The sequence below is a fragment of the Lacipirellula limnantheis genome (assembly GCF_007746075.1).
Classification (GTDB): domain Bacteria; phylum Planctomycetota; class Planctomycetia; order Pirellulales; family Lacipirellulaceae; genus Lacipirellula; species Lacipirellula limnantheis.
The window spans coordinates 2,491,347-2,512,715 of the sequence record NZ_CP036339.1 but is presented as its reverse complement, the minus strand read 5'-3'; the positions used below and the strand labels follow the sequence as shown (position 1 = coordinate 2,512,715).

Here is a 21,369-nt window from a genome sequence, read left to right as displayed (position 1 = left end):
AGTTTTATCCCTCATGAAGGCGGCGACGAAGCAATGTGACTCGTCCGTGCCGCGATTTGCCGATACTTCTCGTGCGTCTCCAGATCGAACTGGCCGTGCGTTTCCATCTCAGCGACGCCTCGATACTGCGCGCTGCATCGGTAGCACATCAGCGCGTTCCCCACGAACATGAATAGCAGAAGATCGGCCAGCGCCGTGGCGAACAGAATCCCGAACGTCCAGGGGAGATTGGCGTTGTACCATGCGATCGAGCTCCCCACGATGCCGATCCCCACGAGCAGCACCCCCAACCGCTGCGGAAAATCTTTCCGCATGTAGAGGTCGTGGCTCGGGCAAACGAGGCAGCGACGCACCCGCTCACCGCTGACGGCCCCTTCCGGCAGCGTGATCTCGTGCCGGCAGGCCGGGCAGGCGAGCGACTTCGACTCTTCATCGAACTCCTGCCGAACCGCGGCGTCGCACGAGCTGCAGGCGTAGGTGACGTTCATCAATCGCAACGCGATAAGACCGTAGGTCCGCCGCCCCGTCGGCCGGGGCAAACCGCCATTATACGGGGAAAACCGACTCGGCAGACAGTGGCAACGATACGGTTTCACCGGCGAGCACACAAATCGCCGCGACGTAGAGAATGCCCGTCGCGCTTTGCGTATTGGGGATTTCCAGCGTTTTCCACGCCATCCAGATGAGAACCGGTAAACCAAGGAGGCCAAAGGACCAACGCAATGAGATAAAAATCCATTCCTGCGTGGTCAGATCGTGATGCGCCGCGTTGAGAGCGAGCCCTACGCCGCAAAGCGTGGCTTGTAGCGCCACCGCGCTCGCCATGGCAACGAGCAATCGGCGCAACGGCGCGAGCTCCATCCCGGGAGCGTTGAGATACCAGTGCCCCAGCAGCATCGCGGCCATCGTCGTCCCGAGCAGCAAGCCCGACGTGATCGGCTGGAACAACCTTAACGTCTCGGCAAGTTCGGGGCTTGCAGCGCGCGTCGCCGCTGCGGTTTGGTCCATATCCGCCCCGCGTTGGGTAATGGCCAGCGCGCCGATGACGGCCGCGACCGCGACGGCGACAAGCGCGGCGACCCCCGCTCGGCGTTTTTCGTAGAGCCAACAAACCGAGCCGACGTAGCTGAGTACGGCCGTCGCCAGCGCCCACCAGAACGCTGCAGGCGCGGCCACGCGACTTAACAGCGCCGCCAGCGCCGACAGCCCCAGCGTCACGTAGAGGTGGTTGCGGTAGTACCCGCTCGTCACCAACCGCGGCGGCACGATCGCCATTCCTGCCGCCATGCCGAACGACAGCCTCAGCAGGAATTCGGTCAGCAGCGTCATCTCGTGCTTACCGCCCGCCGTAGATGAGATTCATCACTTCCGACCTGCTCGACAGGTTCGAGCGGAACAGCCCCTTCATCGCCGACGTGACGCAGACGCTATCGGGCTTGCGCACGCCGCGGATCGACATGCAAGAGTGGGCCGCCTCGATCACCACCGCGACGCCTTTCACGCCGAGCTCCTCGACGAGCAGGTTGGCAATTTGCTCCGTCATCCGCTCCTGCACCTGGGGGCGATGTGAAATCTCCTCGACGACGCGCGCCAACTTGCTCAGCCCCACGACCTTGCCGTTGGGGACGTACCCAATGTGCGCCTTGCCGATGAACGGCAGCATGTGGTGCTCGCACATGCTGTTGAACGAAATGTCCTTCACCAGCACCATCTCGTCGTACTTCTCGGTGAAGAATTTCTGCAGATGGATCCGCGGGTCGGTGTGGAGGCCGCTGAATAGCTCGCGGTACATCCGCGCGACGCGGGCCGGCGTCTCGCGCAGCCCCTCGCGATCGGGATCCTCGCCGACGGCAAACAGAATCTCGCGAACCGCCCGTTCGATACGCGGCAGGTCGACTTCGTACGCGACGGCGCTCGTCGCCGGTTCGTCGAGTTCCCCCGACAGGCTGCCTTGGTCGAACGACTTGTTGCCGCTCGGTTGCGAAGCGCTCATCGATACCGCCGTCTGTGGTGCGAGTGCCCAAAGAGCCGATCCTACGCGGCGGCGGAGCGGGCCGTCAACGGCCTCAGTTGCTGCTGAAGCGGGGCGGGTAGCCAACGGCGGCGGGAGTGAGCGGGATCCCCTTCCAGGGGCGCCCCAGCGCGTCGAGCAGCATGCGCGCCCGCCGATCGACGTTGCACTCGGCCAGCAGTCGGCATTTCAGCTCCCCGTCAAGCGGCAAGGCAAAGCCTGCCAGGTCGGTCAGCACGCCCAGCGGGAGTTCCGAGGCGAGCAGTTCCTGCACCGGTCCCGTCGGCTTCGCTCCGTCAGGGATGGGCAATGACTTCTGAAATGCTCGGCACAGCACTGACTGCATCTCGGCCCGGTCCGCTTCGCCCTCGGTGGGATAGACCTCCTCGAGCAGCTCGACCTCAGCCGAACGAAATGAACGGCCGCTCTCGACCTCGTGCAGTAGCCGTGCCCGCCGCATGCCGAGCAGCATGATGTTGTACCGGCCGTCGCCGAGGCGTTGATGCGTTACGATTTTCCCAATGCACAGCGGCGGCAACAGTTTCGGTCGGCCTTCATAAACGGCCTCCCAACCCGGCGCCAAAACGCTCATCGCGATCAGCCCGTCGCTATCGAGCGCGTCGTTCAGCATTTCGCGATACCGCGGCTCGAAAATGTGCAACGGCTGCATCACGTGGGGGAACATCACCAGATCGGGCAGCGGAAACAGCCGCGTTCGTCCCTTGAAGCGCGTTTCATCGAACGTAAGGTCTTCGGCGTTCCAGGGAAGCATGGCCATGGCTAGTGCGGTAGGTGGGATGCTTGAGGGATGTGGCCGCGACTTTCGCCGCAATGAAATCCGCCGGCTTTGCCGGTCAACGGACTGTCGGTTAGCGTGACTTTTGCATCGTCCACCGGCAGAGCCGATGGCTGCTATGCCTCACCAGCGCCGGCCAGCGCCGGATCGAGGTGAATTTCGGGAATCAAATCGGGCACGATCACTATTCGGGGAAACTCCTCGGTCGACGCCAGAACATCGGCGAAGCAGCTTTCGTATTGAGCAAGGAATGCCTCCAGATCGAGTCCCTGACAAGCGGGACGAAAATCATCCAGGTAGCCGCGGCTCGATAGATAAACCTTCTTCGCGCCTCGAACATTGCCGTTGCCGAAGTGGTGCAACGCTACCGCCGCCTGAATCAGCCCTTGATAGTACCGACGCAACGGGCCGCGATATTCGGTCCACAACTCTTCCCAAACCTCATGAGCTTCGAAGAATTCGCAGTCGTTGAAAAAACGAATGCCTTGCAGATAGAGCGAATCGCCTGATTCGGCGTCGTGCGGCATGGTGACTGGGCTCCGAGCTGCGCGGCAAATGGTCCGCGCGGGCGGCCAGGGTCTGCATGCGACCCAAGTGGAACGGATCGCTGGTGGATTATAGACGCCGTCCGCCAGCGCGGCCAGAAATCGCTTTCAGCCCTAGTACCCCGCGAAGGACCCCGCGACTTCTGGCGGGTTGACACTACCGGCGCCGCCCTCACAATTGGTCCACAGACGGAGGAAATGGCCCCCTGCGGCCTCTCGGAACCTTCGCCTCGGCGCGTCGATGCCAGTCTCCACTCTCCACGACAGGCGACAAATGACTGGCAGGAAGGCCGTTCGCGGCAAATCGTCGGCCACGGCCTTCCGGGACGTGGCGTCGGCGCTCGACGGCGCGGCGGCCGCCAAACGGCGAACCGGACAGGTGGTACGAAGTCTGAAGAAAGAGTATCCGGAAGTTCAGTGCGCGCTCGTGCATTCATCTCCGTTTGAACTGCTCGTCGCGACGATCCTCTCGGCGCAATGCACCGATGCCCGAGTGAACATCGTGACGCCTCCTCTCTTCCAAAAATATCCCGATGCCGCCGCATTCGCCGCCGCGCCGTTGCCGGCGATTGAGAAGGCCATTCAGAGCACCGGCTTCTTCCGCAGTAAAGCCAAAAGCATCAAGGCGGCGTCGGCGGCGATCGTCGATGAGCATGGCGGCGAGGTCCCCGACAGTGTCGAAGCCCTCGTTCATCTGGCCGGCGTCGGCCGCAAAACGGCCAACGTGGTGCTGGGCGTGGCCTTCGGCAAAGCAACGGGCGTCGTCGTTGATACCCACGTCGGACGGCTGAGTCGCCGCCTTGGTCTCACCTCGCAGACGGACCCAGTGAAGGTCGAGGCCGACCTCATGGCCATCGTTCCACGCAAGGAATGGATTGACTTCTCACACCGACTGATCGCTCATGGTCGCCGCATCTGTATCGCCCGCAAGCCAAAGTGCGACGATTGCGTGATGAATGGTTTTTGCCCACGAATCGGCGTCAGCGCCTAACGCCTTCCGACGGAACGCCCCATGATTCTCTCCGGCCAAGAAATCGCCGCCCGGCTCGGCGGGGACGTGAAGATCGACCCGTACAATCCCGCGGCGCTCAATCCCAACAGCTACAACCTCACGCTCCACGACGAGCTAATGGTTTATGAGGAAGTGATCCTCGACATGGCCAAAGCGAATCGGGTGCGACGCCTGCAGATTCCGCCGGAGGGCTTTGTGCTGAGCCCCAATCAACTCTATCTCGGCCGCACCGCCGAGCGCACCGAAACGCGCAATCTCGTCCCTCAAATTGAAGGGCGTTCGTCGATCGGACGTCTGGGCCTGTTCGTACACGTGACGGCGGGGTTCGGCGACGTGGGCTTTTGCGGTTACTGGACGCTTGAAATGTTCGCGGTGCAGCCGATCCGCATCTACCCCGGCGTCCCGATCTGCCAAATCTTCTATCACGAAATCACTGGCGCCTACAAGGAATACGCCAGCAAGTACCAGCACAACTGCGACATCCAGCCGAGTCTGTTGTTCCAAGAGCTCAGCACGCAGAACGGAGCCGACCCGCAATTACCGCTTAACTTCGACGCGGAACTTATCGGGTAGCAGGATGGTCCAGACGGTTCAAAAACGCGGCGCAATTACATCACCGCAAAATAGTTTGCCACCGCGTAGTCGAAGTACTCCGCCGTCATTTCCGGCGGTTTGCTGATGTAGTGACAGTAGTTGACGATCTGTAGCAGCAGATCGCGCGGCTGGCAGCAGCGGAACGGTCGGTTCACCGCCTTGTAGTGATGTTCGATCAGGTGATCGAGCGCCGCTTGCTCGAACCGAATCCCCAGCTTCGGCGCCATGATCTGGAACAGCGACCGAAATTCCTCTTCCGACGGGTCGAGGACCTCAATTTTGTAAGGAATACGGCGCAGAAAGGCGTCGTCGACTAACTGCTTCGGTTCCAGATTGGTCGAGAAGATGATCAACTGATCGAACGGCACCTGAATCTTCTTGCCGTTCCCCATTTGCAGGAAGTCGTACCGTTTTTCCAGCGGTACGATCCAGCGATTGAGCAGCTGGTCGGTCGTCATCCGCTGCCGGCCGAAGTCGTCGATCACCAGCGTCCCGCAGTTGCTTTTCATCTGGATCGGGGCTTCGCTGACGTTGATGCCGGCGCTCGCTTGCACTTCGAGCGCGTCCATCGTCAGTTCGCCGCCCACGACGATCGTTGGTCGCTTGATGCGCACCCAGCGCTGATCGATCGGCCGGGCCTGTAGCGGGCCAGTCGGCTCGTTAAGCGGCGCTTCGACGTGCAGGCCTGGGTCGAACACGCGCATGATCTCGCCGTCGACCGTAATCGCCCGCGGAATCCAGATCGAGTCGCCAAACGCCGCCGTCACGCGTTCGGCGATGCTCGTCTTGCCGTTGCCCGGCGCGCCGAACAGGAACAACCCTCGTCCCGAGTTCACCGCGGGGCCGAGCCGCTTCAGCATGTTCTTGTTGATCAGCAGGTCGGCGAACGCCCGCTCCAAGTTGGCCTGCGTCGGGTGTTGCTTCGTCAGACTTTGTTCAGAGACGCTCGCGCAGTAGGCGCTGAGGGGCGCCGGCGCCGCGCCGAAGTAGCTGCAGAGTTCTGAGAGCTTCTTCGCGCGCTCGCGACCTAAATCGGTCAGCTGATAGATAAAATCGTTCATCGGCGCCGAGCCGCGGAACGCGACCAGCTGACCGAGCTTCATTTCCTGCAGCACCGGCGCAAGCAGTCTGAAGGGAATCGCGTGCTGGTCCGAGAGCGCCCGCCCGCTCATCTCGCCGCAGGCGGCAAGGCATTTGAGGGCGAGGTGCTCGAGTTGACTTTCGCTCACCCCTGCCGACTTAAGCGACTCGGGTTCCAGCGGCCGCCAAGGTTCCGCATCGTCCGCATCGTCGCTGCGTGGAATCGGAGGGGGCGTGGTGCGAATCGTCCGCGCCGCCGCCACGGTCGTCGGGTCGAGCAACGTCGTGTTCGGGCCAGCAGTGTCGCGAGTCGCCGCGGCAATAGCGACCGCGCTCCCCTGCCCTTCAAGTCGCGTACTTTCGGCCAGCTGATTGATACGCGCCAGCATGGCCTCCAAATCGTTGGCCGCGCCCGCCGTCGACGGCCGTTCCGTGGGGGAAACTGGTGACTCGGTGGTGCTCATCGTAGGCGCAACTGCCTGGGGAGCGGTAGAAAAGAAGATTCCTGCGCGCCGTCCGCGCAAGCTATCTTACGTCGTAGACTTCCCCCGCGCCGGGAGCGATTTGCCGCCCGCCGCACCGCCGTCACAACCTGCACAACCGCAACGAACTACCATGACGCGTTCCGTAACGCGAGCGCCATTTCGCGTCGCGCGGGCTCGTTCGTGGTTCGTCATTAAAAAATGCAATACGTCATCACCGCCGTCGGTCCCGATCATCGCGGCCTCGCCGACCCGATCGTCCATTGCGTGACGCAGCTCGGGGGCAACATCGCCGAGATCCAGATGTACGATCACGACGAGGCGTCGGTCTTCTCGATGCTGACGCGCGTCGAACTCGATCCCGCCAACGACGCGTCGCTCCGCCAGTCGATCGCCGAAATCAGTGCGCGCACTGGGCTGTCGATTCGGACCTGGATGCCGCGACGACTGGATCGCAAGCCTCGGCTGGCGATTTGCTGTACGCTCCGCACAGAGACGCCGCGAGCCGTCCTGGCGGCGATCAAAAGCGGCGAGATCGCCGCCGAAGCCGCTGCGCTGATCAGCAACCGGCAAACCTGTCGCGGCCTCGCTGAGGAGTTCGACGTCCCTTGGCATGATATTGGACGTCCCGACGGCTCCGCCGACGACGAGCGGATGATCGATATCTGCGACGAGCTCGGCGTCGATTACGTCATCCTGGCCCGCTACATGCGGATCTTGCCGCCATCGAGTTGTTGGAAGTATGCCGGCGGCCGCATCATCAATCTCCACCACGGATTGTTGCCCTCGTTCCCCGGCATGCGTCCCTACCACGACGCCCACGCCGCGCGAATGCTTACCTACGGCGCAACTTGCCACTTCATCGTGCCGGAACTCGATGCCGGCAATCAAATCATCAACCAGACGACGTTCACCGTGGCTCCGGGGACCTCCCGCGACGAAATCATCCGCCGGGGCGAACAACAAAATGAGCCGGCCTGCCTCGTCGAAGGCGTCCGCCGCGTCGTCGACCGCGAGGTGGCGCTGCACTTCAACCGCGTTGTCGCGCTGAAGGTGTAAATGACGAATGACGAATGACGAAACCCGAATGAGTAGCAACCAAGGCCCCCACCCCGTATGGTGTGTTCATTCGTTATTCGGATTTTGTCATTCGTCATTAATCTCCTATGCTGTCGGTTCAGCTTGAGTGCCGAGATTGCGGCTGGTGGACTCTCTGCGGCGAGGCCGAGGTCGTTCGCCGGCTCCGGCCATTGGGCCACTTTCGCCGCGCGACCGATCCGCCGGAGGAGATCGTCCGCGAGGTTCTCGCCACGCATGGCCAAGGCCTCACCTGCGATCGCTGCAAGCGGCCAGCGCTAACGGTCAAACTCGATCCTGATCAAACCGACGGCGACGATTGGGAGCAGGTCGTCATCTGCGAGATTTGTCGCGAGCCGATCTCGCCGGAGCGGCTTGAGTTCAACCCCGGCGCGCGGCGCTGCGTCGGTTGCCAGGACGCAGCCGATCGCGGCCGCTCGTTCGTCGAGCCCGATTACTGCCCCAAGTGCGGCGCCCTCCTCGAAATCCGCGTCAGTCGTGGGGCCGGCCCCACCCGCTACAAACTCTTCTGCACCGGATCGCCCGCCTGCCGGTTGTAGCTCCGATGAGCCGATTGGCTCGCCAGGCGATTATTTCTGCCGCCCCCGACCCAATCTGTCGCGAATCACGTTTTTGGCGACACAATTCCTAAGTCATTATTCTGCATCTACTTACGAAACAACGCGCGACGCGACAAAAATGCTTGGGTCACGATTCGCCCCTCACATAGCGTTGCTGCTTGTCGCGTCACGCGAGAGTGCGTACCGGCCCCGGATGTCGACTACTCTCCAACCTTTGCCAACTCGCGCAGCAGCGTACTGCTTCGAGACTCAACACAGTAGGAGCCCGACCTCACTTTTCTCGCCAACCAACTACTAAACGCGTGTACATTAGACCAGGATCAGTGGCCCAAATCAAGAGGGGAGTTGTCGTTTGGCCTCGAAGCTTTGGCGGCTTCATCAAGGACCCTAACGACTGCATGTATCACATATTCGGCGGCTCACCGTCGGTCCGGCGTCGATAGAATTGCCGCGCTGAGTGCCAAGCACCAGAGGCCAGCACCGGACAGGGCGACCGTTACTAGAAGAGTCGGAAACGCCACGAACTACAGGGTCGCGTAGAAGCCCAGAACATGATGCCGATCAGCATGAGGATGATACCCGCGGCATTCTTCATTCTGGCAGGAGAGCAGCTTGTCCCGACGCGCTCTTCCTCGTGCACAAGGCTGGTAGGTCCGTCACGTCGGCGACGGAATACTGACTTTCGTGCTGAGCCATGGAAAACGGCCTGCCCCTCCTCTATGGTGAAAGGTTCGCCCCGACTAGAACGTCGCGTTCGGGAAGATCACCAAATACTAACGCCGACGAGTGTCCCCCGTCGCCTGCCATGCCCGCCGCGCCGTTCAATTTGATTGCCACTTCCGCTTTCGGCCTGGAGGCGGTCGTCGTGCGCGAACTGAGCGACCTCGGCTACGGGGCCAAAGTGGCGCGTCCTGGTCGGATTGCATTTAGCGGCGATGCGACGGCGCTGTGCCGCGCCAACATGTGGCTTCGCTCGGCCGACCGCGTTCTGGTCGAAGTGGCGTCGTTCACTGCCGCCGATTTCGACGCACTGTTCGACACGACCCGCGAGCTACCGTGGGAAGAGTGGATTGCCGCCGACGCTGCGATTCCCGTCGGGGGGCGTTCCATCAAGTCGCAACTATCCAGCGTCCCCGCGATCCAGCGTTCGGTGAAAAAGGCGATTGTCGAACGCTTGCTCGCGGCGCGCCCGGGCGTTGAACTTCCCGAAACGGGTCCGCCCGTCGCCGCCGAAGTCTCGCTGGTGAACGATCTCGCGACGATCGATCTCGACACCTCGGGCCACGGGCTGCATCGCCGCGGCTACCGCACGCTCGCCGCCGCCGCTCAGCTGCGCGAAACGCTTGCTGCGGCAATGGTGCAACTTAGCTTTTGGAAACCCGATCGCCCGTTGGTCGACCCGTTCTGCGGCACCGGCACGATTATCATCGAAGCCGCGATGATTGGTCGCCGCCTCGCCCCTGGTCGCAATCGCCAGTTCGCCGCCGAAGGCTGGAATCAAATCCCGGCGGCCGCGTGGCAGGCCGCCCGCGAAGAAGCCGCCGACCTGGCGCTGCCCGCGTTGCAACTACGGCCGATCGGCTGCGACGCCGATCCCGAGTCGCTCAAGCTTGCTCGCTACCACGCCGGGCTGGCCGGAGTGGCCGACGACGTTCACTTCCAACAACACACATTCGACGAGCTCACGAGCAGCCGCCAGTACGGCTGCGTCATTACGAACCCGCCCTACGGCGTGCGAATGGGCGAAGAGGCGGAGATCGAAGAGCTCTACCGCTCGATGCCCGACGTGCTTCGGCGGTTGAAGACCTGGTCGCACTTTATTCTCACGGCGCATCCCGACTTCGAACGGTTGGTTGGGCAAGAGGCTGACAAGCGCCGCAAGCTGTACAACGGGCGACTGCAGTGCAATCTGTATCAGTTCTTTGGACCGAAGCCGCCGCGGCGGAAGGATGTGGCTGCGAAAGCTGTCGGCGCTGAAGGCATGGGAAGCGGCGAAGGGGTCGGGGACCTTTTGCCACTGGAGAGCGCCAATTCAGGAGATAGTCGCCAGTGGCAAGAGGTCCCCGACCCCGTTGAGCGGCCGACTAGAACAGTGGCCGAGCGTTCTGCCACTTCGATCACCCCTCCCCTATCCCCTCCCCCTCAAGGGGAGGGGGACCAATCCAATCAACTCGAGAGCGATCAGGCACAGCCTTCCTCTCGACCAGCGGAAGAGGTTCCTGTCGCCATTTCTGCGCCGAGTCCCTCGCCCTCACTCCCGGCTCGCCCCCGCCCCGCCTTCGGCGGCCTCCGCGCAGAAGCCGACCGCCAAGCCGCCGAGTTCGGCAATCGGCTCAAGAAACTCGCCCGCCACTTACGTCGCTGGCCGACGAAGCGCGGCATTACCTGCTATCGCATTTACGAACGCGACATCCCCGAGGCGCCGCTGGTCGTCGATCGCTACGAAGATGCGCTCCATATCGCCGAGTTCGATCGCCCCCACGACCGGACCGCGGCCGAGCATGCCGACTGGCTCGACCACATGGTCCGCACCGCCGCCGAGGCGCTCGAAACGCCCATGGAGTTGACGTTCCTCAAGCACCGCCAACGACAGCGCGGCAAAGAGCAATACGAACGATTCGACGATCGCAGCGCACTGAAGATCGTCAACGAAGCGGGACTGAAATTCGAGGTTAATCTCTCGGACTATCTCGACACGGGCCTCTTCCTCGATCACCGCGTGACGCGCGGGATGGTGCGCGACGCCGCGGCCGGCAAGCGGATGCTCAACCTATTCGCTTACACTGGTTCGTTCAGCGTGTACGCCGCGGCTGGCGGGGCGATTGAAACGGTCACCGTCGATCTTTCGCCGGTATACCTGGAATGGGCAGAGCGGAACTTCGAATTGAATGGGCTGCGGGGACTACAGCACCAGTTTGTTCGCGCCGATTCACGCGAGTTCGTCGCGTCGCTCAACGGCCGGCCGCAGTTCGATCTCGCGGTCGTCGATCCGCCGACGTTCTCCAACAGCAAGCGGGTCGAAGACGACTGGGACGTGCAGCAAGATCACCAATGGCTGCTGAACGAAGTCCTGCGCTGTATGAACCCCGGCGGCGTGATTTACTTCTCGACGAACTCGCGGAAGTTCAAGTTCGACGAGCCAGCGCTAAATGGCGCGACGGTCCGCGAGATCTCGAAACAGACCGTCCCTGAGGACTTCCGCAACAAGCGAATTCACCGCTGCTGGCGCATCGTTAAAACGAACTGAGCGGTGGCATATTAACCACCAAGACACGAAGGCACGAAGAGAAGCACAAAGGAACTACCGACGGTATTAGCGGACGACTGTAAGGAATCGCTAATGACGCAACGCCAATGCACGTATCTGCGTTCATCGGCGTTGATTCGCGGTTGCTTCTTCGAGTCTTCCTTGATGTCCTGGCGCTTTCGTGGTTGAATTCTCCTCGCTTAAGCAATCAACGGCCGCAGGACGCGGTAGCTTATCTCCAGCGACTTCCGTCGCTTTTCCAAACTGCCCTCGAAGGCGTGGTCCTCGACTTCGACGCAGACCGGGCCGTCGTAGCCGACGTCGGCGAGGGCGCCGATGTACTTTCCCCAGTTCACGTCGCCGAGGCCGGGAATCTTCGCGGTGCTCCGCTGCATCGGCGGCACGAGCGAGCCGAGGCGGTTGAGCTTTTCGACGTCGATGCGCATGTCCTTCGCGTGGCTGTGAAAAATACGCTGCCCGAACTCGTAGACCGGGGCGATCGGATCCATGAGCTGCATCCGTAGATGCGAGGGGTCGTAGTTGAGCCCAAAGAAGACGCTCGGAATGATCTCGAACATTCGCCGCCAAATCGCCGGCGTGCGGGCCAGATTCCATCCGAACGGCCAGCTCTCGTCAATCATCATCGGACAGTTTTCGATGCCGACGCGCATGTTGCGATCTTCCGCGTAGCGAATGATCTCCGGCCAGACCTTTTCGTAATGCGACAGATTCTCTTCAAGCGACTGGAACTGGTTGGCGCCGATGAACGTGTTGATGCCGGGAAGTCCAAGCTTCGTCGCCGCATCGACGACTTTGCGGATATGGGATCGCGCGACCGTCGCCTCTTCTTCGTTGTGCGACAGCGGATTGGGATAGTAGCCAAGCGCCGAGATTGAGACGCCATGCTTCTCGCAGAGGGCCCGCGTATCGTCCGCCTGACTTTGGCTGAAGTCGTTGCAGTCGAGATGGCAAACGCCGCCATACTCCCGATCGGACGTCCCGGGGGGCCAGCACATGACTTCAACGCAGTCGAAGCCGATCTCGGAAGCGTGCTTCAGCACCTCTTCGAACTTCAGATCGCCGAAGATGGCGGTCACAAAACCAAGTTGCATCGTAAGGCTCCAGTGGGCTCCCGACGATGCGGGGCCTTGATTTGTACGCAATCAGTTAATTCATTTACCACAGAGCACACAGAGAACACGGAAAAAATTTCTCTCTATTATCTATTCCCTCTGTGCTCTCTGTGTGCTCCGTGGTTAAAGCGATTCGCGTTAAGTTATTACATACGTCTGCACTACCAACCGTTAAATCGCGCCGAATGCTGATTCCAAATCGTCGCGCAAATCCTCAAACGCCTCCAGGCCGACCGAAATCCGGATCAGCCCGTCGGCGATGCCGTGCTTGGCGCGATCGGCGGCGTCGTAGCTGGCGTGCGACATCGACGCCGGCTGTTCGATCAGCGACTCGACGGCGCCGAGGCTCACGGCCAGGCTGAACAGTTTCGTCGACTCTGCAAATCGCTTGCCGGCCGCGAGGTCGCCGCGGATTTCGAACGAAATCATCGCCCCGAACTGCCCGCCCATTTGCCGGCGCGCTAGCTCGTGACCGGCATGCCCGGTCAACCCAGGGTAGAGTACCTGAGCCACTCGCGGGTGGGAAGCCAGCCACTCGGCGAGCTGCTGGGCCGTGCGGCATTGCTCGCGTACGCGCAGTTCCAGCGTCTTGAGGCCGCGCGAACAGAGAAACGACTCCAGCGGCCCCATCACGGCGCCGGTGGCGTTCTGCACGAAGTAAAGCTCCTTGAGCAGCGCCGGGTCACGGACCACGAGGGCCCCGCCCATCGCGTCGCTATGGCCGCCGATGTACTTGGTGGCGGAGTGCATCACGATGTCGGCGCCGAGCTCCAGCGGCCGCGTGAGGACGGGCGTCGCAAACGTGCTGTCGACGCCCAGCAGCGCACCGCGGCCATGGGCAAGATTGGCGCAGGCCTCGATGTCGGTGATCGACATGCGCGGGTTGCCGGGGCTCTCGATCCAGAGGAGCTTCGTCGCCGGCGTGAACGCTGCTGCGACTTTGGCGAGATCGGCGGTGTCGACAAGCGTCACCGTGATGCCGGCGCGGTTGGCGATCTTGTGCAGCAGCCGGTAAGTTCCGCCGTAGATGTCGCTGCAGGCGACGACGTGATCACCGCTTTTGAGCGATGCGATGACGCAGTGAGTGGCGGCCATGCCGGTGGCAAATGCGAGGGCGCCGACGCCCCCTTCAAGCGAGGCGAGAGTCGTTTCAAAACTCTTACGCGTCGGATTGCCGCTGCGCGAGTAGTCGAATTCCCCCCATTCGCCGGCGCCGGGCTGGACGAAGGTCGTCGCCAAGTGGATCGGGGGCACGACCGCGCCGGTTTGGGGGCATGGTTCGTTGCCGACGTGGATGGCGCGGGTGCGGAACTGCATGGGCGAGTCTTGGGATCGAGTTCGGTGTTCGCGAACGCGCCTACAACATGACGAACCATGCCGAGGCGGCCATTTAGCCGCGAGCGGACGGGGCTAAATGGATGTGGCGGTATGGGAAAATTTATTGCGACGCCGAGATTACGCGGCGCCGTCCAGCGCCTGGCTCAAGTCCGCGATGAGATCGTCCGCGCTCTCGATGCCGCAGCTCATCCGGATCATGTTGTCGTAGATGCCGAACTGCTTACGGGCCTCGGGCGTTTGCTGGTAGTAGCTCATCACGAGCGGTTGCTCGATGAGCGATTCGACGCCGCCCAGGCTCGGGGCGATGCGCGGAATTTTTACCGCATCAATGACGTCGGCGGTGGCCCGCCAATCGGCGTCCTTCACGAGGAACGTCACCAGACCGCCAAAACCGCGCATCGTCTTGCGGGCAATTTCGTAGTAAGGGTGCGTAGGCAGGCCCGGGTAGTAGACCCGTTCAATCCGCGGATGTCCGGCGAGAAATTCGGCCACCATCATGCCATTTTCGTTGTGCCGCTGCATGCGAAGCTCAAAGGTCTTCAGGCCGCGGCCGAGGAGGTAGCAATTCTGCGGACCATTGACGGCGCCCATAATGCCGCGGAGGTTGCGGACCGGCTCCATCTTTTCCTTGGAACCAAGCACCACCCCCGCGAGCAGGTCGTTGTGGCCGCCGAGGTACTTCGTCGCGGAATGAAGGACAAAATCGACGCCCGCGGCAATTGGGCGCAGGTTGTACGGGGTGGCGAGGGTCGCATCGATCAGCGTATCGACGCCGCGTTTGCGGCCGATTTCCGCGAACCGCTCCAGGTCGACGACGCTCAGGTGGGGATTGGTGGGGGACTCGCTGATCAGCATGCGCGTCTTTGGCGTGATCGCAGCTTCCATCGCGGCGTAGTCGCAGGTCTTCACCTGGCGCGTGGTGACGCCGAAGCGACCGAGGTGCTTGGTGCAAAACTCGCGGCTACGGTGGTAACACTCGTCGAAGAAGATAACCTCATCGCCGGCGCTCAGTTTGGCCATCAGCAGGCCGACCAACGCCGCCATCCCGCTGGAGTACAGGACCGCTTCCTCGGCCCCTTCCAACGCGGCCAGCTTCCGCTCCACCACCCGCTCGCCTGGGTTGCCGTAGCGCCCGTATTCCTCGCGGGGTTGCTCCTGCTCGATAAAGTCGATGACCGACTGCGTGTCGGCGAAGGTGTAGGTGGAAGCACAAAAGATGGGATCGGTAATGGCGTCGCCCGGCTTCTGGCGAGCTTCGCCAGCGTGAACCGCGGCGGTGGCAAACTGCTGTTCGGGAGTCGGCAGGCTCGGCGAAACAGAGGATATGTCGCCGGGAGCGGTCGGGCGGGTCATCTGGGCGTGACTCATTTCTGGCGTCTCGGTGAGTGGACGTTGGCCTCCGGCTTCGGCGTGCTAGGGTCGACGTCCAGGCACGAAAAAAGCCGCATGCGCTCTCGGCGAATGCGGCTTGATGCTCACCAAGCTCCGTTAAATTTGCCGCCACCCCCCACGGCCAATGACGGCAAGGGGGGCAACGGCTTGGCTCTTTAGCAGTGTCGGCTGCAAGCGGCCACAAATCCCGAGTTGTTTGAAGTCTACGCCCCGGTCTACGCGGTTGCAAGTCGCTGGCGCCCGGAAATTACCCCCCGATGGCGGGAGGAGATGGCGTTGACCCCGGTGCAACCTGCTGGGACGATTCCCGCCCCGCACCCCTTAGAGTCACCCCCCTGGGGCCCATTGTAATGACCCGCCTCGCTTGCCGAGCCGCTACGGCTTCGCTCTTGCTAACAATCGGCCTCGCCGCCGCCGGTTGCCGTTCACCCTACTACTCCGACCGCGGCGCCGGCATCGGCGCCCTCGGCGGCGCGGGCGTTGGCGCGCTGGTTGGCAACGCCGTCGGCAGTACCGCGGGAGGCGCGCTGATCGGCGCTGGCGTCGGCGCACTCGGCGGCGCCGCGGTCGGAACGGCGCTGGACGACATTCAGGCTCAGAACCGCGCCGAGATTGCCATGGCGATGGGACGTCAGGTGCAAGCCGGGGCGGCGACGCCGGAGGAAGTCATCGCGATGACGCGCTCGGGCGTGAATCCACAGCTGATCTCGAACTACGTCCGCACCTCGGGCATGGCTCGGCCAATGACCGCCAATGACGTGATCTACCTCCATAACAACGGCGTCGCGCCAGAGGTGATTCAGACGATGCAGGCCCCGCCGATTCCGATGGGACCGGCGCCGGTCATGATGGCGAGCCCGCAACCGGTGATCGTGGAGCACTACTACCCGCCGCCCTACTGGGGACCCGACTACCATTGCCATCGGCCCGGCGTCAGTTGGGGAGTGACCTTCGGCGGGCACTAGGCGGCTTGACGAAGCAACTTGCGTCTTCCCAAGTCGACCCCCGCGGGGCAGACTTTGGGAATGAGAGCAGAAATTATCGCCATTGGCGACGAAATCATCACGGGCCAGCGGCTCGACACGAACACCCAGTGGTTGGCCGAGCGGCTCACTGAGCTGGGCGTCGACGTGGCGTTTCATTCGACGATCGGCGACCACCTCGCTGATAACGTCGCGGTCTTCCGGACCGCCATCGATCGCGTCGACGTGGTGGTCGCCACCGGGGGCCTGGGGCCGACGGCCGACGATCTCACGCGCCAGTCCATCGCCGCGGCGGTTGGCGTGGATCTTGTGCGCGACGAGGCGTCGCTGACGGCGATTCGGCAGTTGTTCGAGCGACGCGGACGCCAAATGCCTGAGCGGAACGCCGTGCAGGCGGATTTTCCGGCGGGCGCCTCGGCCATTCCCAACGAGCATGGCACGGCGCCGGGCATTGCGCTGCGCGTGGTGCGCGCCGAGCGTGGGCCGTGCGACGTTTTCGCGGTGCCTGGCGTGCCGGCGGAAATGAAGCCAATGTGGCAGCAGACGGTGGTCCCGGCAATTGTGGCGGCGCGTGGCGAAGCGCGCGTGATCCGCCATCGACGCATTAAGTGCTTTGGCGTCGGCGAGAGCCAACTGGAAGCGATGCTGCCCGACCTCATCCGTCGCGGACGCGAGCCGTCGGTGGGGATCACGGTGAGTGACGCCACGATCACGCTCCGCATCACCGCGGCGGGGCCGGACGACGCTGCGTGCTTTGCCGCGATGGAACCGACGGCCGCGACGATTTACGAACTACTGGGCACAATCGCGTACGGCGAAGAAGAAGACGAACTCGAATCGGTCGATGCACGGCTGCTCGCCGGGCAGCAGCAGACCGTTTCCGTCGCGGAGTGGGCGACCGGAGGGCTGGTGTCGGAGTGGCTGGCCAGGGCGGCGCCGGAACAGTCGGTGCTTGCCGGCGGGTTTGTCATCGGCGGTCTGCGCCAGCTGGAGCAACTCACGGGCGACACAGCGCTGCGCGACGCGGCGCCATGCAGTTCGGCCGTGGCCACGGCCGCCGCGGAATGGGTCCGCCGTGCGTGCGAGGCTGACTTTGGCATCGGCGTTGCGGCCTTTCCCGCGGCGTCGGACGGTCCCGACGCCAAGGTCTACATTTCGATTGCAACGCCGGACCGCGTGCGCCGGCTACAGTTCGGCTGCGCGTCGCATCCGGCCATTCGGCAGTCGCGGACGGCGAAACAAGCCCTGAACGCCCTCCGGTTGATTCTGCTCGGCAACGAGCCTGACCCGATCGGTTAAGGCCGGCGACGTCGCGGCCGCCACGCCTTTCGCGCGAAGGGCGGCGACGTATACTTGCGACATGCTCAAACTCCGCCTCGCCGCCGCCGCGCTGAACCAGACTCCGATGGATTGGGTCGGCAATCGAGACCGCATTCTCGCCGCCATTGACGAAGCAAAGGCTGCTGATGCGGCGATTCTGTGCCTTCCTGAGCTCTGCATCACGGGTTATGGCTGCGAAGACCAGTTCTTCTCAACTGGGTTGCAGTCGGCAGCTCTCGACATGCTCGCCGAGGTCGCCCCGGCGACCGCAGGCATGGCGGTGGCGCTTGGGTTGCCGCTCATGGTGAACCGCGGCCTGTACAACGCAGCGGCGATGTTGTGCGACGGCGAGTTGATGGGCTTCACGCTCAAACAACATTTGGCCGGGGACGGCATCCATTACGAGCCGCGTTGGTTCCGCAAGTGGCCGCCGGGCGCCGTCGAACGGGTCGAGATCGACGGTCGCGAAGTCCCGGTAGGCGACCTCCTCTACAACTGCGGCGGCGTGCGGATTGGCATCGAGATCTGCCGCGACGCTTGGGTCGCGGATCGTCCCGGTTCGCGGCTCGCTGCCGGCGGCGCCGACGTCATTCTCAATCCGACAGCAAGCCACTTTTCGTTTGGCAAGCAGGACATTCGTCGGCGGATTGTGCTCGAAGGCTCGCGCACCTTCGACGTCAGCTTCGCTTTCGCCAATCTCTTGGGCAACGAAGCGGGTCGAACCATCTTCGACGGCGGCACGCAGATCGCCAGCAGCGGACGAATGCTCGCCGAAGGTCCGCGACTTGCGTTCGGCGATCGTTCGCTAATTTGCGCCGACGTCGACGTTCACGCCAATCGCCGACTGAAGGCCACCTCCAGCGAGCCGAGCCTGCCGCCGCAGGCATACGGCGGCGAAACGGTGCGCTCGGCTTACCGCCTGCAATCTCCGACGCTTCCCTGCCCCGTCGCCAAACCTGCGCCGTGGGACGCTTCGCCGCCGCCGAAGCACGAGGAATTCGCGCGCGCGGCGGCACTGGGTCTCTTCGACTATCTGCGCAAGAGCCGCAGTCGCGGCTTCGTCGTCTCGCTCAGCGGGGGCGCCGATTCGGCCGCGGTGACGACGCTGGTGTGGTTGATGGCGCGGCTGGGGATCGCGGAGCTTGGCGTCAACGATTTCGCGGCGCGACTGCCCATGGTTCGAGACCTTGCCACTGCCGCCAGTGCCGAGGCGATCGTCGGTCGTTTGCTGGCCTGCGTTTACCAGGCGACTCGCAACAGCGGCGAGACGACCCGAAACGCGGCCGAAAGCATTGCGAAAGCGACGGGCGCGGAATTCCTCCATTGGAACATCGACGCACTGGTGGATGGGTATGTCGCGACCGTCTCGAAGGCCGTTGGACGCGAGCTAACCTGGGACCGCGACGATGTCGCGTTGCAGAACATCCAGGCCCGCGCCCGCGGCCCCGCGGCGTGGCTGCTCGCCAATCTGCGAGATGCGCTGCTGTTGGTCACGAGCAACCGCAGCGAAGCGGCGGTTGGTTACGCGACGATGGATGGCGACACCTGCGGCGGGCTGGCGCCGATCAGCGGAGTCGACAAAGCGTACCTGCTCGAATGGCTCCAATGGATGGAAACGACGGGACCTCAAGGCGTCGGCCCGCTCTCGGCCCTGTCGGCCGTCAACAGCCAGCGGCCGACGGCCGAATTGCGCCCCGCCTCCGAGGGCCAAACTGACGAGGGCGACCTGATGCCCTACCGCGTGCTCGATGCCATCGAACGGGCGGCCATCCGCGACAAGATGACGCCGGTGGAAGTTCTCGACGCCATTCGCCCGCAATTCTTTGACGAAGGCATCGTGCAACTCGGTCAGTGGGTCGAACGCTTCTTCAGGCTTTGGTCGCATAACCAGTGGAAACGCGAACGCTTCGCGCCCGGCTTCCACGTCGACGACCGCGGTCTCGATCCGAAAGGTTGGTGCCGGTTTCCGATTCTTAATAGCGGGTTCGAGCGCGAGTTGGCTGCACTGCGCGAGTACGTCGACACTCTCGCGACTTGAAGAGCCGCGGTGCACCATCGCTACGCCATCGCATGACGGCGCCGACTCGCTCTTCCATGCCGCCACGCCGATGTAGCTCCGCCGCTTGCGGCGGGTCGCGGGCTATCGCCCGCAGCTAAATGGCCGAACCGTGACGGCCGGCCGCGAGGGTGGCGCCAGCATTCTTGTCGTCGCCACCGCCACGGCTGGCGGCGCGTTAATTTGGGAACTTGCGCGAAAATCTACCGCATCTGCGGAAAGGCCTGATTAATCCGCATTTCTGAGTCCGATAAGTTGTTCCGAGCCCGGAGAAGGTCCACAACTGGTGCGACCGTCTCTGAGCGCTTGCCACGAATCAACGGCAGGAAATGGCGAGCTCGCGTCGACGCACGGTCGATGCGACGGCTGACGGGGTCCTTCCCGGGGGGGACGGATGGTCGAGCTCTCGTCGCACTAGGGGGAATGCACGGATGAAATCGCTTTTCAATCGCTCGACGGCGGCCGTGGTCGCTGCGGCGCTCGCCTGTGGAACCAGCCGCACGGCGTCGGCTCAGACGCCGAATCTGCCAGCTTCGCCCTTGGCGGGGGGACAAGCAGCCTACCAAGGCGGCGCTTACATGGACGCGCATGGCGACAACATCGTCATGCCTGCTAGCTACTGCGAGCCGAGCGCCGGCTACGGCGAAATGTGCGCTCCTGACGCCGGCTGCAGCTACGGCGACCCGGGCTACGCCGACTTCGGCGGTTATAGCACGCCCGACCAGTGCGGCCCGCATTACTTCGACGTCGCCGCCAATGCCGTCTTTCTGCAGAGCGACCGGTCGTTTGACGACGTCCCGCCGCTCGGCTCGATTGGCGTCGCCGGCCCGACGATCCTCGATCCGGGCGATTTGAACGACGATTACGAAGCGGGCTGGGAAATCGCCGCCCGGCTCGACCTGGGCCCGCTGTCGGTCATCGAAGCGACCTACATGGGCATCTACGACCTCGGATTCAACTCGACCGTCAACTCGGTCGACGTCGCCCCCAATGGCGCCGACTTCCAGCTGAACTCCGTCTTTTCCGATTACGGCATCGACCCGATCGAGGGCCTCGACGAGGGATCGGTCTACAATGTCGATTACCAATCAGATCTCCAGAGCACGGAGCTAAGCTACCGCCGCTACTGGGTGGGGTACAACCCGCGGATCTCGGGCACCTACCTCGCTGGGTTCCGGTACGTCCGCATGACCGAGGATATGAATTTCAACGCCATTGCCCTCGACGGCGACAGCAATATCAACTGGCAGTCGACCAACGATTTGGTCGGCGCCCAGCTGGGCGGCGACGGCTGGATCGCGCTCCGCCAAGGCCTACGACTGGGCGGCGAGACCAAAGCCGGCATCTACAACAACCGGTTCAAATACGGGCATAGCACGTCAATTCCTGACCCCGATATCACGAACGTCGACTTCGGCGCCGACGGCAACCAAGTCGCCTTCGTCGGCGAAGCGAAAATCGATCTGGTGGCTGACATTCTGCCCAGCATCTCGATCCGCGGCGGCTACCGCGTGCTATACATCAACAGCCTCGTGACGGTCGGCAACAACATTGACCCGTCCGACGTGACCTCGACAACCCTCTATACGCAAGCCGATGCCCTCTACAACGGCTTCCACGGGGGTATCGAGTACATCTGGTAACGAGCCGGTCGTCGGCATTCGCCACGCTAAAAACGCCAGCCAGTTCGCTTCCCCGCCAGGTGAAGCGAACTGGCTTTTG

Annotated in this window: 18 protein-coding genes; 9 read left to right on the top strand and 9 right to left on the bottom strand. The window is 63.0% G+C overall.

Annotated elements, in window-relative coordinates:
• Window positions 1–11 precede the first annotated feature (11 nt).
• From I41_RS09925 to I41_RS09905, 5 genes are all read right to left on the bottom strand, one after another.
• Window positions 12–488, bottom strand: coding sequence for a hypothetical protein (locus tag I41_RS09925; protein ID WP_145436308.1), 477 nt, complete (start codon window positions 486–488; stop codon window positions 12–14).
• A gap of 58 nt (window positions 489–546) precedes the next feature.
• Window positions 547–1,329 (bottom strand): hypothetical protein, encoded by a 783-nt coding sequence (locus I41_RS09920; RefSeq protein ID WP_145432397.1) that lies wholly within the window; start codon window positions 1,327–1,329, stop codon window positions 547–549.
• Between the two features lie 7 nt (window positions 1,330–1,336).
• Window positions 1,337–1,993, bottom strand: a complete 657-nt coding sequence (gene folE, locus I41_RS09915; RefSeq protein WP_145432396.1) for a GTP cyclohydrolase I FolE — start codon at window positions 1,991–1,993, stop codon at window positions 1,337–1,339.
• A 73-nt stretch (window positions 1,994–2,066) separates the two neighbouring features.
• A complete protein-coding gene (locus tag I41_RS09910; RefSeq protein ID WP_145432395.1) occupies window positions 2,067–2,789 on the bottom strand; it encodes an LON peptidase substrate-binding domain-containing protein in 723 nt (240 codons plus the stop codon).
• 134 nt (window positions 2,790–2,923) lie between these two features.
• Window positions 2,924–3,334, bottom strand: a complete 411-nt coding sequence (locus I41_RS09905; protein ID WP_145432394.1) for a DUF309 domain-containing protein — start codon at window positions 3,332–3,334, stop codon at window positions 2,924–2,926.
• A gap of 292 nt (window positions 3,335–3,626) precedes the next feature.
• Between I41_RS09905 and nth the strand changes: the two genes are divergently transcribed.
• Window positions 3,627–4,343, top strand: a complete 717-nt coding sequence (gene nth / locus I41_RS09900) for an endonuclease III (protein ID WP_145432393.1) — start codon at window positions 3,627–3,629, stop codon at window positions 4,341–4,343.
• A gap of 21 nt (window positions 4,344–4,364) precedes the next feature.
• The gene (gene dcd, locus I41_RS09895; protein ID WP_145432392.1) at window positions 4,365–4,937 is read left to right on the top strand and encodes a dCTP deaminase; all 573 of its coding nucleotides are present in this window, start codon (window positions 4,365–4,367) and stop codon (window positions 4,935–4,937) included.
• Window positions 4,938–4,972: 35 nt separating this feature from the next.
• On the opposite strand, the gene I41_RS09890 is transcribed toward dcd, so the two are convergent.
• The gene (locus I41_RS09890) at window positions 4,973–6,502 is read right to left on the bottom strand and encodes an ATP-binding protein (RefSeq protein ID WP_145432391.1); all 1,530 of its coding nucleotides are present in this window, start codon (window positions 6,500–6,502) and stop codon (window positions 4,973–4,975) included.
• A 219-nt stretch (window positions 6,503–6,721) separates the two neighbouring features.
• Between I41_RS09890 and I41_RS09885 the strand changes: the two genes are divergently transcribed.
• The 3 genes from I41_RS09885 (at window position 6,722) to rlmKL (ending at window position 11,425) form a co-directional block, all read left to right on the top strand.
• Window positions 6,722–7,579: a formyltetrahydrofolate deformylase gene (locus I41_RS09885; RefSeq protein WP_145432390.1), complete on the top strand. Its 858-nt coding sequence runs from the start codon at window positions 6,722–6,724 to the stop codon at window positions 7,577–7,579.
• A 107-nt stretch (window positions 7,580–7,686) separates the two neighbouring features.
• A complete protein-coding gene (locus I41_RS09880; protein ID WP_145432389.1) occupies window positions 7,687–8,157 on the top strand; it encodes a TraR/DksA C4-type zinc finger protein in 471 nt (156 codons plus the stop codon).
• 826 nt (window positions 8,158–8,983) lie between these two features.
• Window positions 8,984–11,425 (top strand): bifunctional 23S rRNA (guanine(2069)-N(7))-methyltransferase RlmK/23S rRNA (guanine(2445)-N(2))-methyltransferase RlmL, encoded by a 2,442-nt coding sequence (gene rlmKL / locus I41_RS09875; protein WP_145432388.1) that lies wholly within the window; start codon window positions 8,984–8,986, stop codon window positions 11,423–11,425.
• A 200-nt stretch (window positions 11,426–11,625) separates the two neighbouring features.
• On the opposite strand, the gene I41_RS09870 is transcribed toward rlmKL, so the two are convergent.
• From I41_RS09870 to I41_RS09860, 3 genes are all read right to left on the bottom strand, one after another.
• Window positions 11,626–12,537: a sugar phosphate isomerase/epimerase family protein gene (locus tag I41_RS09870; RefSeq protein ID WP_145432387.1), complete on the bottom strand. Its 912-nt coding sequence runs from the start codon at window positions 12,535–12,537 to the stop codon at window positions 11,626–11,628.
• A gap of 192 nt (window positions 12,538–12,729) precedes the next feature.
• Window positions 12,730–13,875, bottom strand: a complete 1,146-nt coding sequence (locus I41_RS09865) for a trans-sulfuration enzyme family protein (protein ID WP_145432386.1) — start codon at window positions 13,873–13,875, stop codon at window positions 12,730–12,732.
• A 138-nt stretch (window positions 13,876–14,013) separates the two neighbouring features.
• Window positions 14,014–15,264: a trans-sulfuration enzyme family protein gene (locus I41_RS09860; protein WP_145432385.1), complete on the bottom strand. Its 1,251-nt coding sequence runs from the start codon at window positions 15,262–15,264 to the stop codon at window positions 14,014–14,016.
• Between the two features lie 374 nt (window positions 15,265–15,638).
• Here I41_RS09860 and I41_RS09855 point away from each other — a divergent pair, with 374 nt between their 5' ends.
• The 4 genes from I41_RS09855 to I41_RS09840 all read left to right on the top strand — a co-directional run bounded on the left by I41_RS09855 (window position 15,639) and on the right by I41_RS09840 (window position 21,290).
• The gene (locus I41_RS09855) at window positions 15,639–16,253 is read left to right on the top strand and encodes a glycine zipper domain-containing protein (protein WP_210421144.1); all 615 of its coding nucleotides are present in this window, start codon (window positions 15,639–15,641) and stop codon (window positions 16,251–16,253) included.
• A gap of 60 nt (window positions 16,254–16,313) precedes the next feature.
• Window positions 16,314–17,570: a CinA family nicotinamide mononucleotide deamidase-related protein gene (locus tag I41_RS09850; protein ID WP_145432383.1), complete on the top strand. Its 1,257-nt coding sequence runs from the start codon at window positions 16,314–16,316 to the stop codon at window positions 17,568–17,570.
• Window positions 17,571–17,631: 61 nt separating this feature from the next.
• Entirely contained in the window at window positions 17,632–19,629 is a 1,998-nt protein-coding gene (gene nadE / locus I41_RS09845; RefSeq protein WP_145432382.1) for an NAD(+) synthase, read from the top strand.
• A gap of 449 nt (window positions 19,630–20,078) precedes the next feature.
• A complete protein-coding gene (locus I41_RS09840; protein WP_145432381.1) occupies window positions 20,079–21,290 on the top strand; it encodes a hypothetical protein in 1,212 nt (403 codons plus the stop codon).
• The last annotated feature ends 79 nt before the right edge of the window (window positions 21,291–21,369 follow it).

Coding starts and splice junctions, on each gene's coding strand:
- I41_RS09925 (WP_145436308.1), bottom strand. CDS start 488: ATGAACGTCACCTACGCCTGCAGCTCGTGCGACGCCGCGGTTCGGCAG.
- I41_RS09920 (WP_145432397.1), bottom strand. CDS start 1,329: ATGACGCTGCTGACCGAATTCCTGCTGAGGCTGTCGTTCGGCATGGCG.
- folE (WP_145432396.1), bottom strand. CDS start 1,993: ATGAGCGCTTCGCAACCGAGCGGCAACAAGTCGTTCGACCAAGGCAGC.
- I41_RS09910 (WP_145432395.1), bottom strand. CDS start 2,789: ATGGCCATGCTTCCCTGGAACGCCGAAGACCTTACGTTCGATGAAACG.
- I41_RS09905 (WP_145432394.1), bottom strand. CDS start 3,334: ATGCCGCACGACGCCGAATCAGGCGATTCGCTCTATCTGCAAGGCATT.
- nth (WP_145432393.1), top strand. CDS start 3,627: ATGACTGGCAGGAAGGCCGTTCGCGGCAAATCGTCGGCCACGGCCTTC.
- dcd (WP_145432392.1), top strand. CDS start 4,365: ATGATTCTCTCCGGCCAAGAAATCGCCGCCCGGCTCGGCGGGGACGTG.
- I41_RS09890 (WP_145432391.1), bottom strand. CDS start 6,502: ATGAGCACCACCGAGTCACCAGTTTCCCCCACGGAACGGCCGTCGACG.
- I41_RS09885 (WP_145432390.1), top strand. CDS start 6,722: ATGCAATACGTCATCACCGCCGTCGGTCCCGATCATCGCGGCCTCGCC.
- I41_RS09880 (WP_145432389.1), top strand. CDS start 7,687: ATGCTGTCGGTTCAGCTTGAGTGCCGAGATTGCGGCTGGTGGACTCTC.
- rlmKL (WP_145432388.1), top strand. CDS start 8,984: ATGCCCGCCGCGCCGTTCAATTTGATTGCCACTTCCGCTTTCGGCCTG.
- I41_RS09870 (WP_145432387.1), bottom strand. CDS start 12,537: ATGCAACTTGGTTTTGTGACCGCCATCTTCGGCGATCTGAAGTTCGAA.
- I41_RS09865 (WP_145432386.1), bottom strand. CDS start 13,875: ATGCAGTTCCGCACCCGCGCCATCCACGTCGGCAACGAACCATGCCCC.
- I41_RS09860 (WP_145432385.1), bottom strand. CDS start 15,264: ATGAGTCACGCCCAGATGACCCGCCCGACCGCTCCCGGCGACATATCC.
- I41_RS09855 (WP_210421144.1), top strand. CDS start 15,639: ATGACCCGCCTCGCTTGCCGAGCCGCTACGGCTTCGCTCTTGCTAACA.
- I41_RS09850 (WP_145432383.1), top strand. CDS start 16,314: ATGAGAGCAGAAATTATCGCCATTGGCGACGAAATCATCACGGGCCAG.
- nadE (WP_145432382.1), top strand. CDS start 17,632: ATGCTCAAACTCCGCCTCGCCGCCGCCGCGCTGAACCAGACTCCGATG.
- I41_RS09840 (WP_145432381.1), top strand. CDS start 20,079: ATGAAATCGCTTTTCAATCGCTCGACGGCGGCCGTGGTCGCTGCGGCG.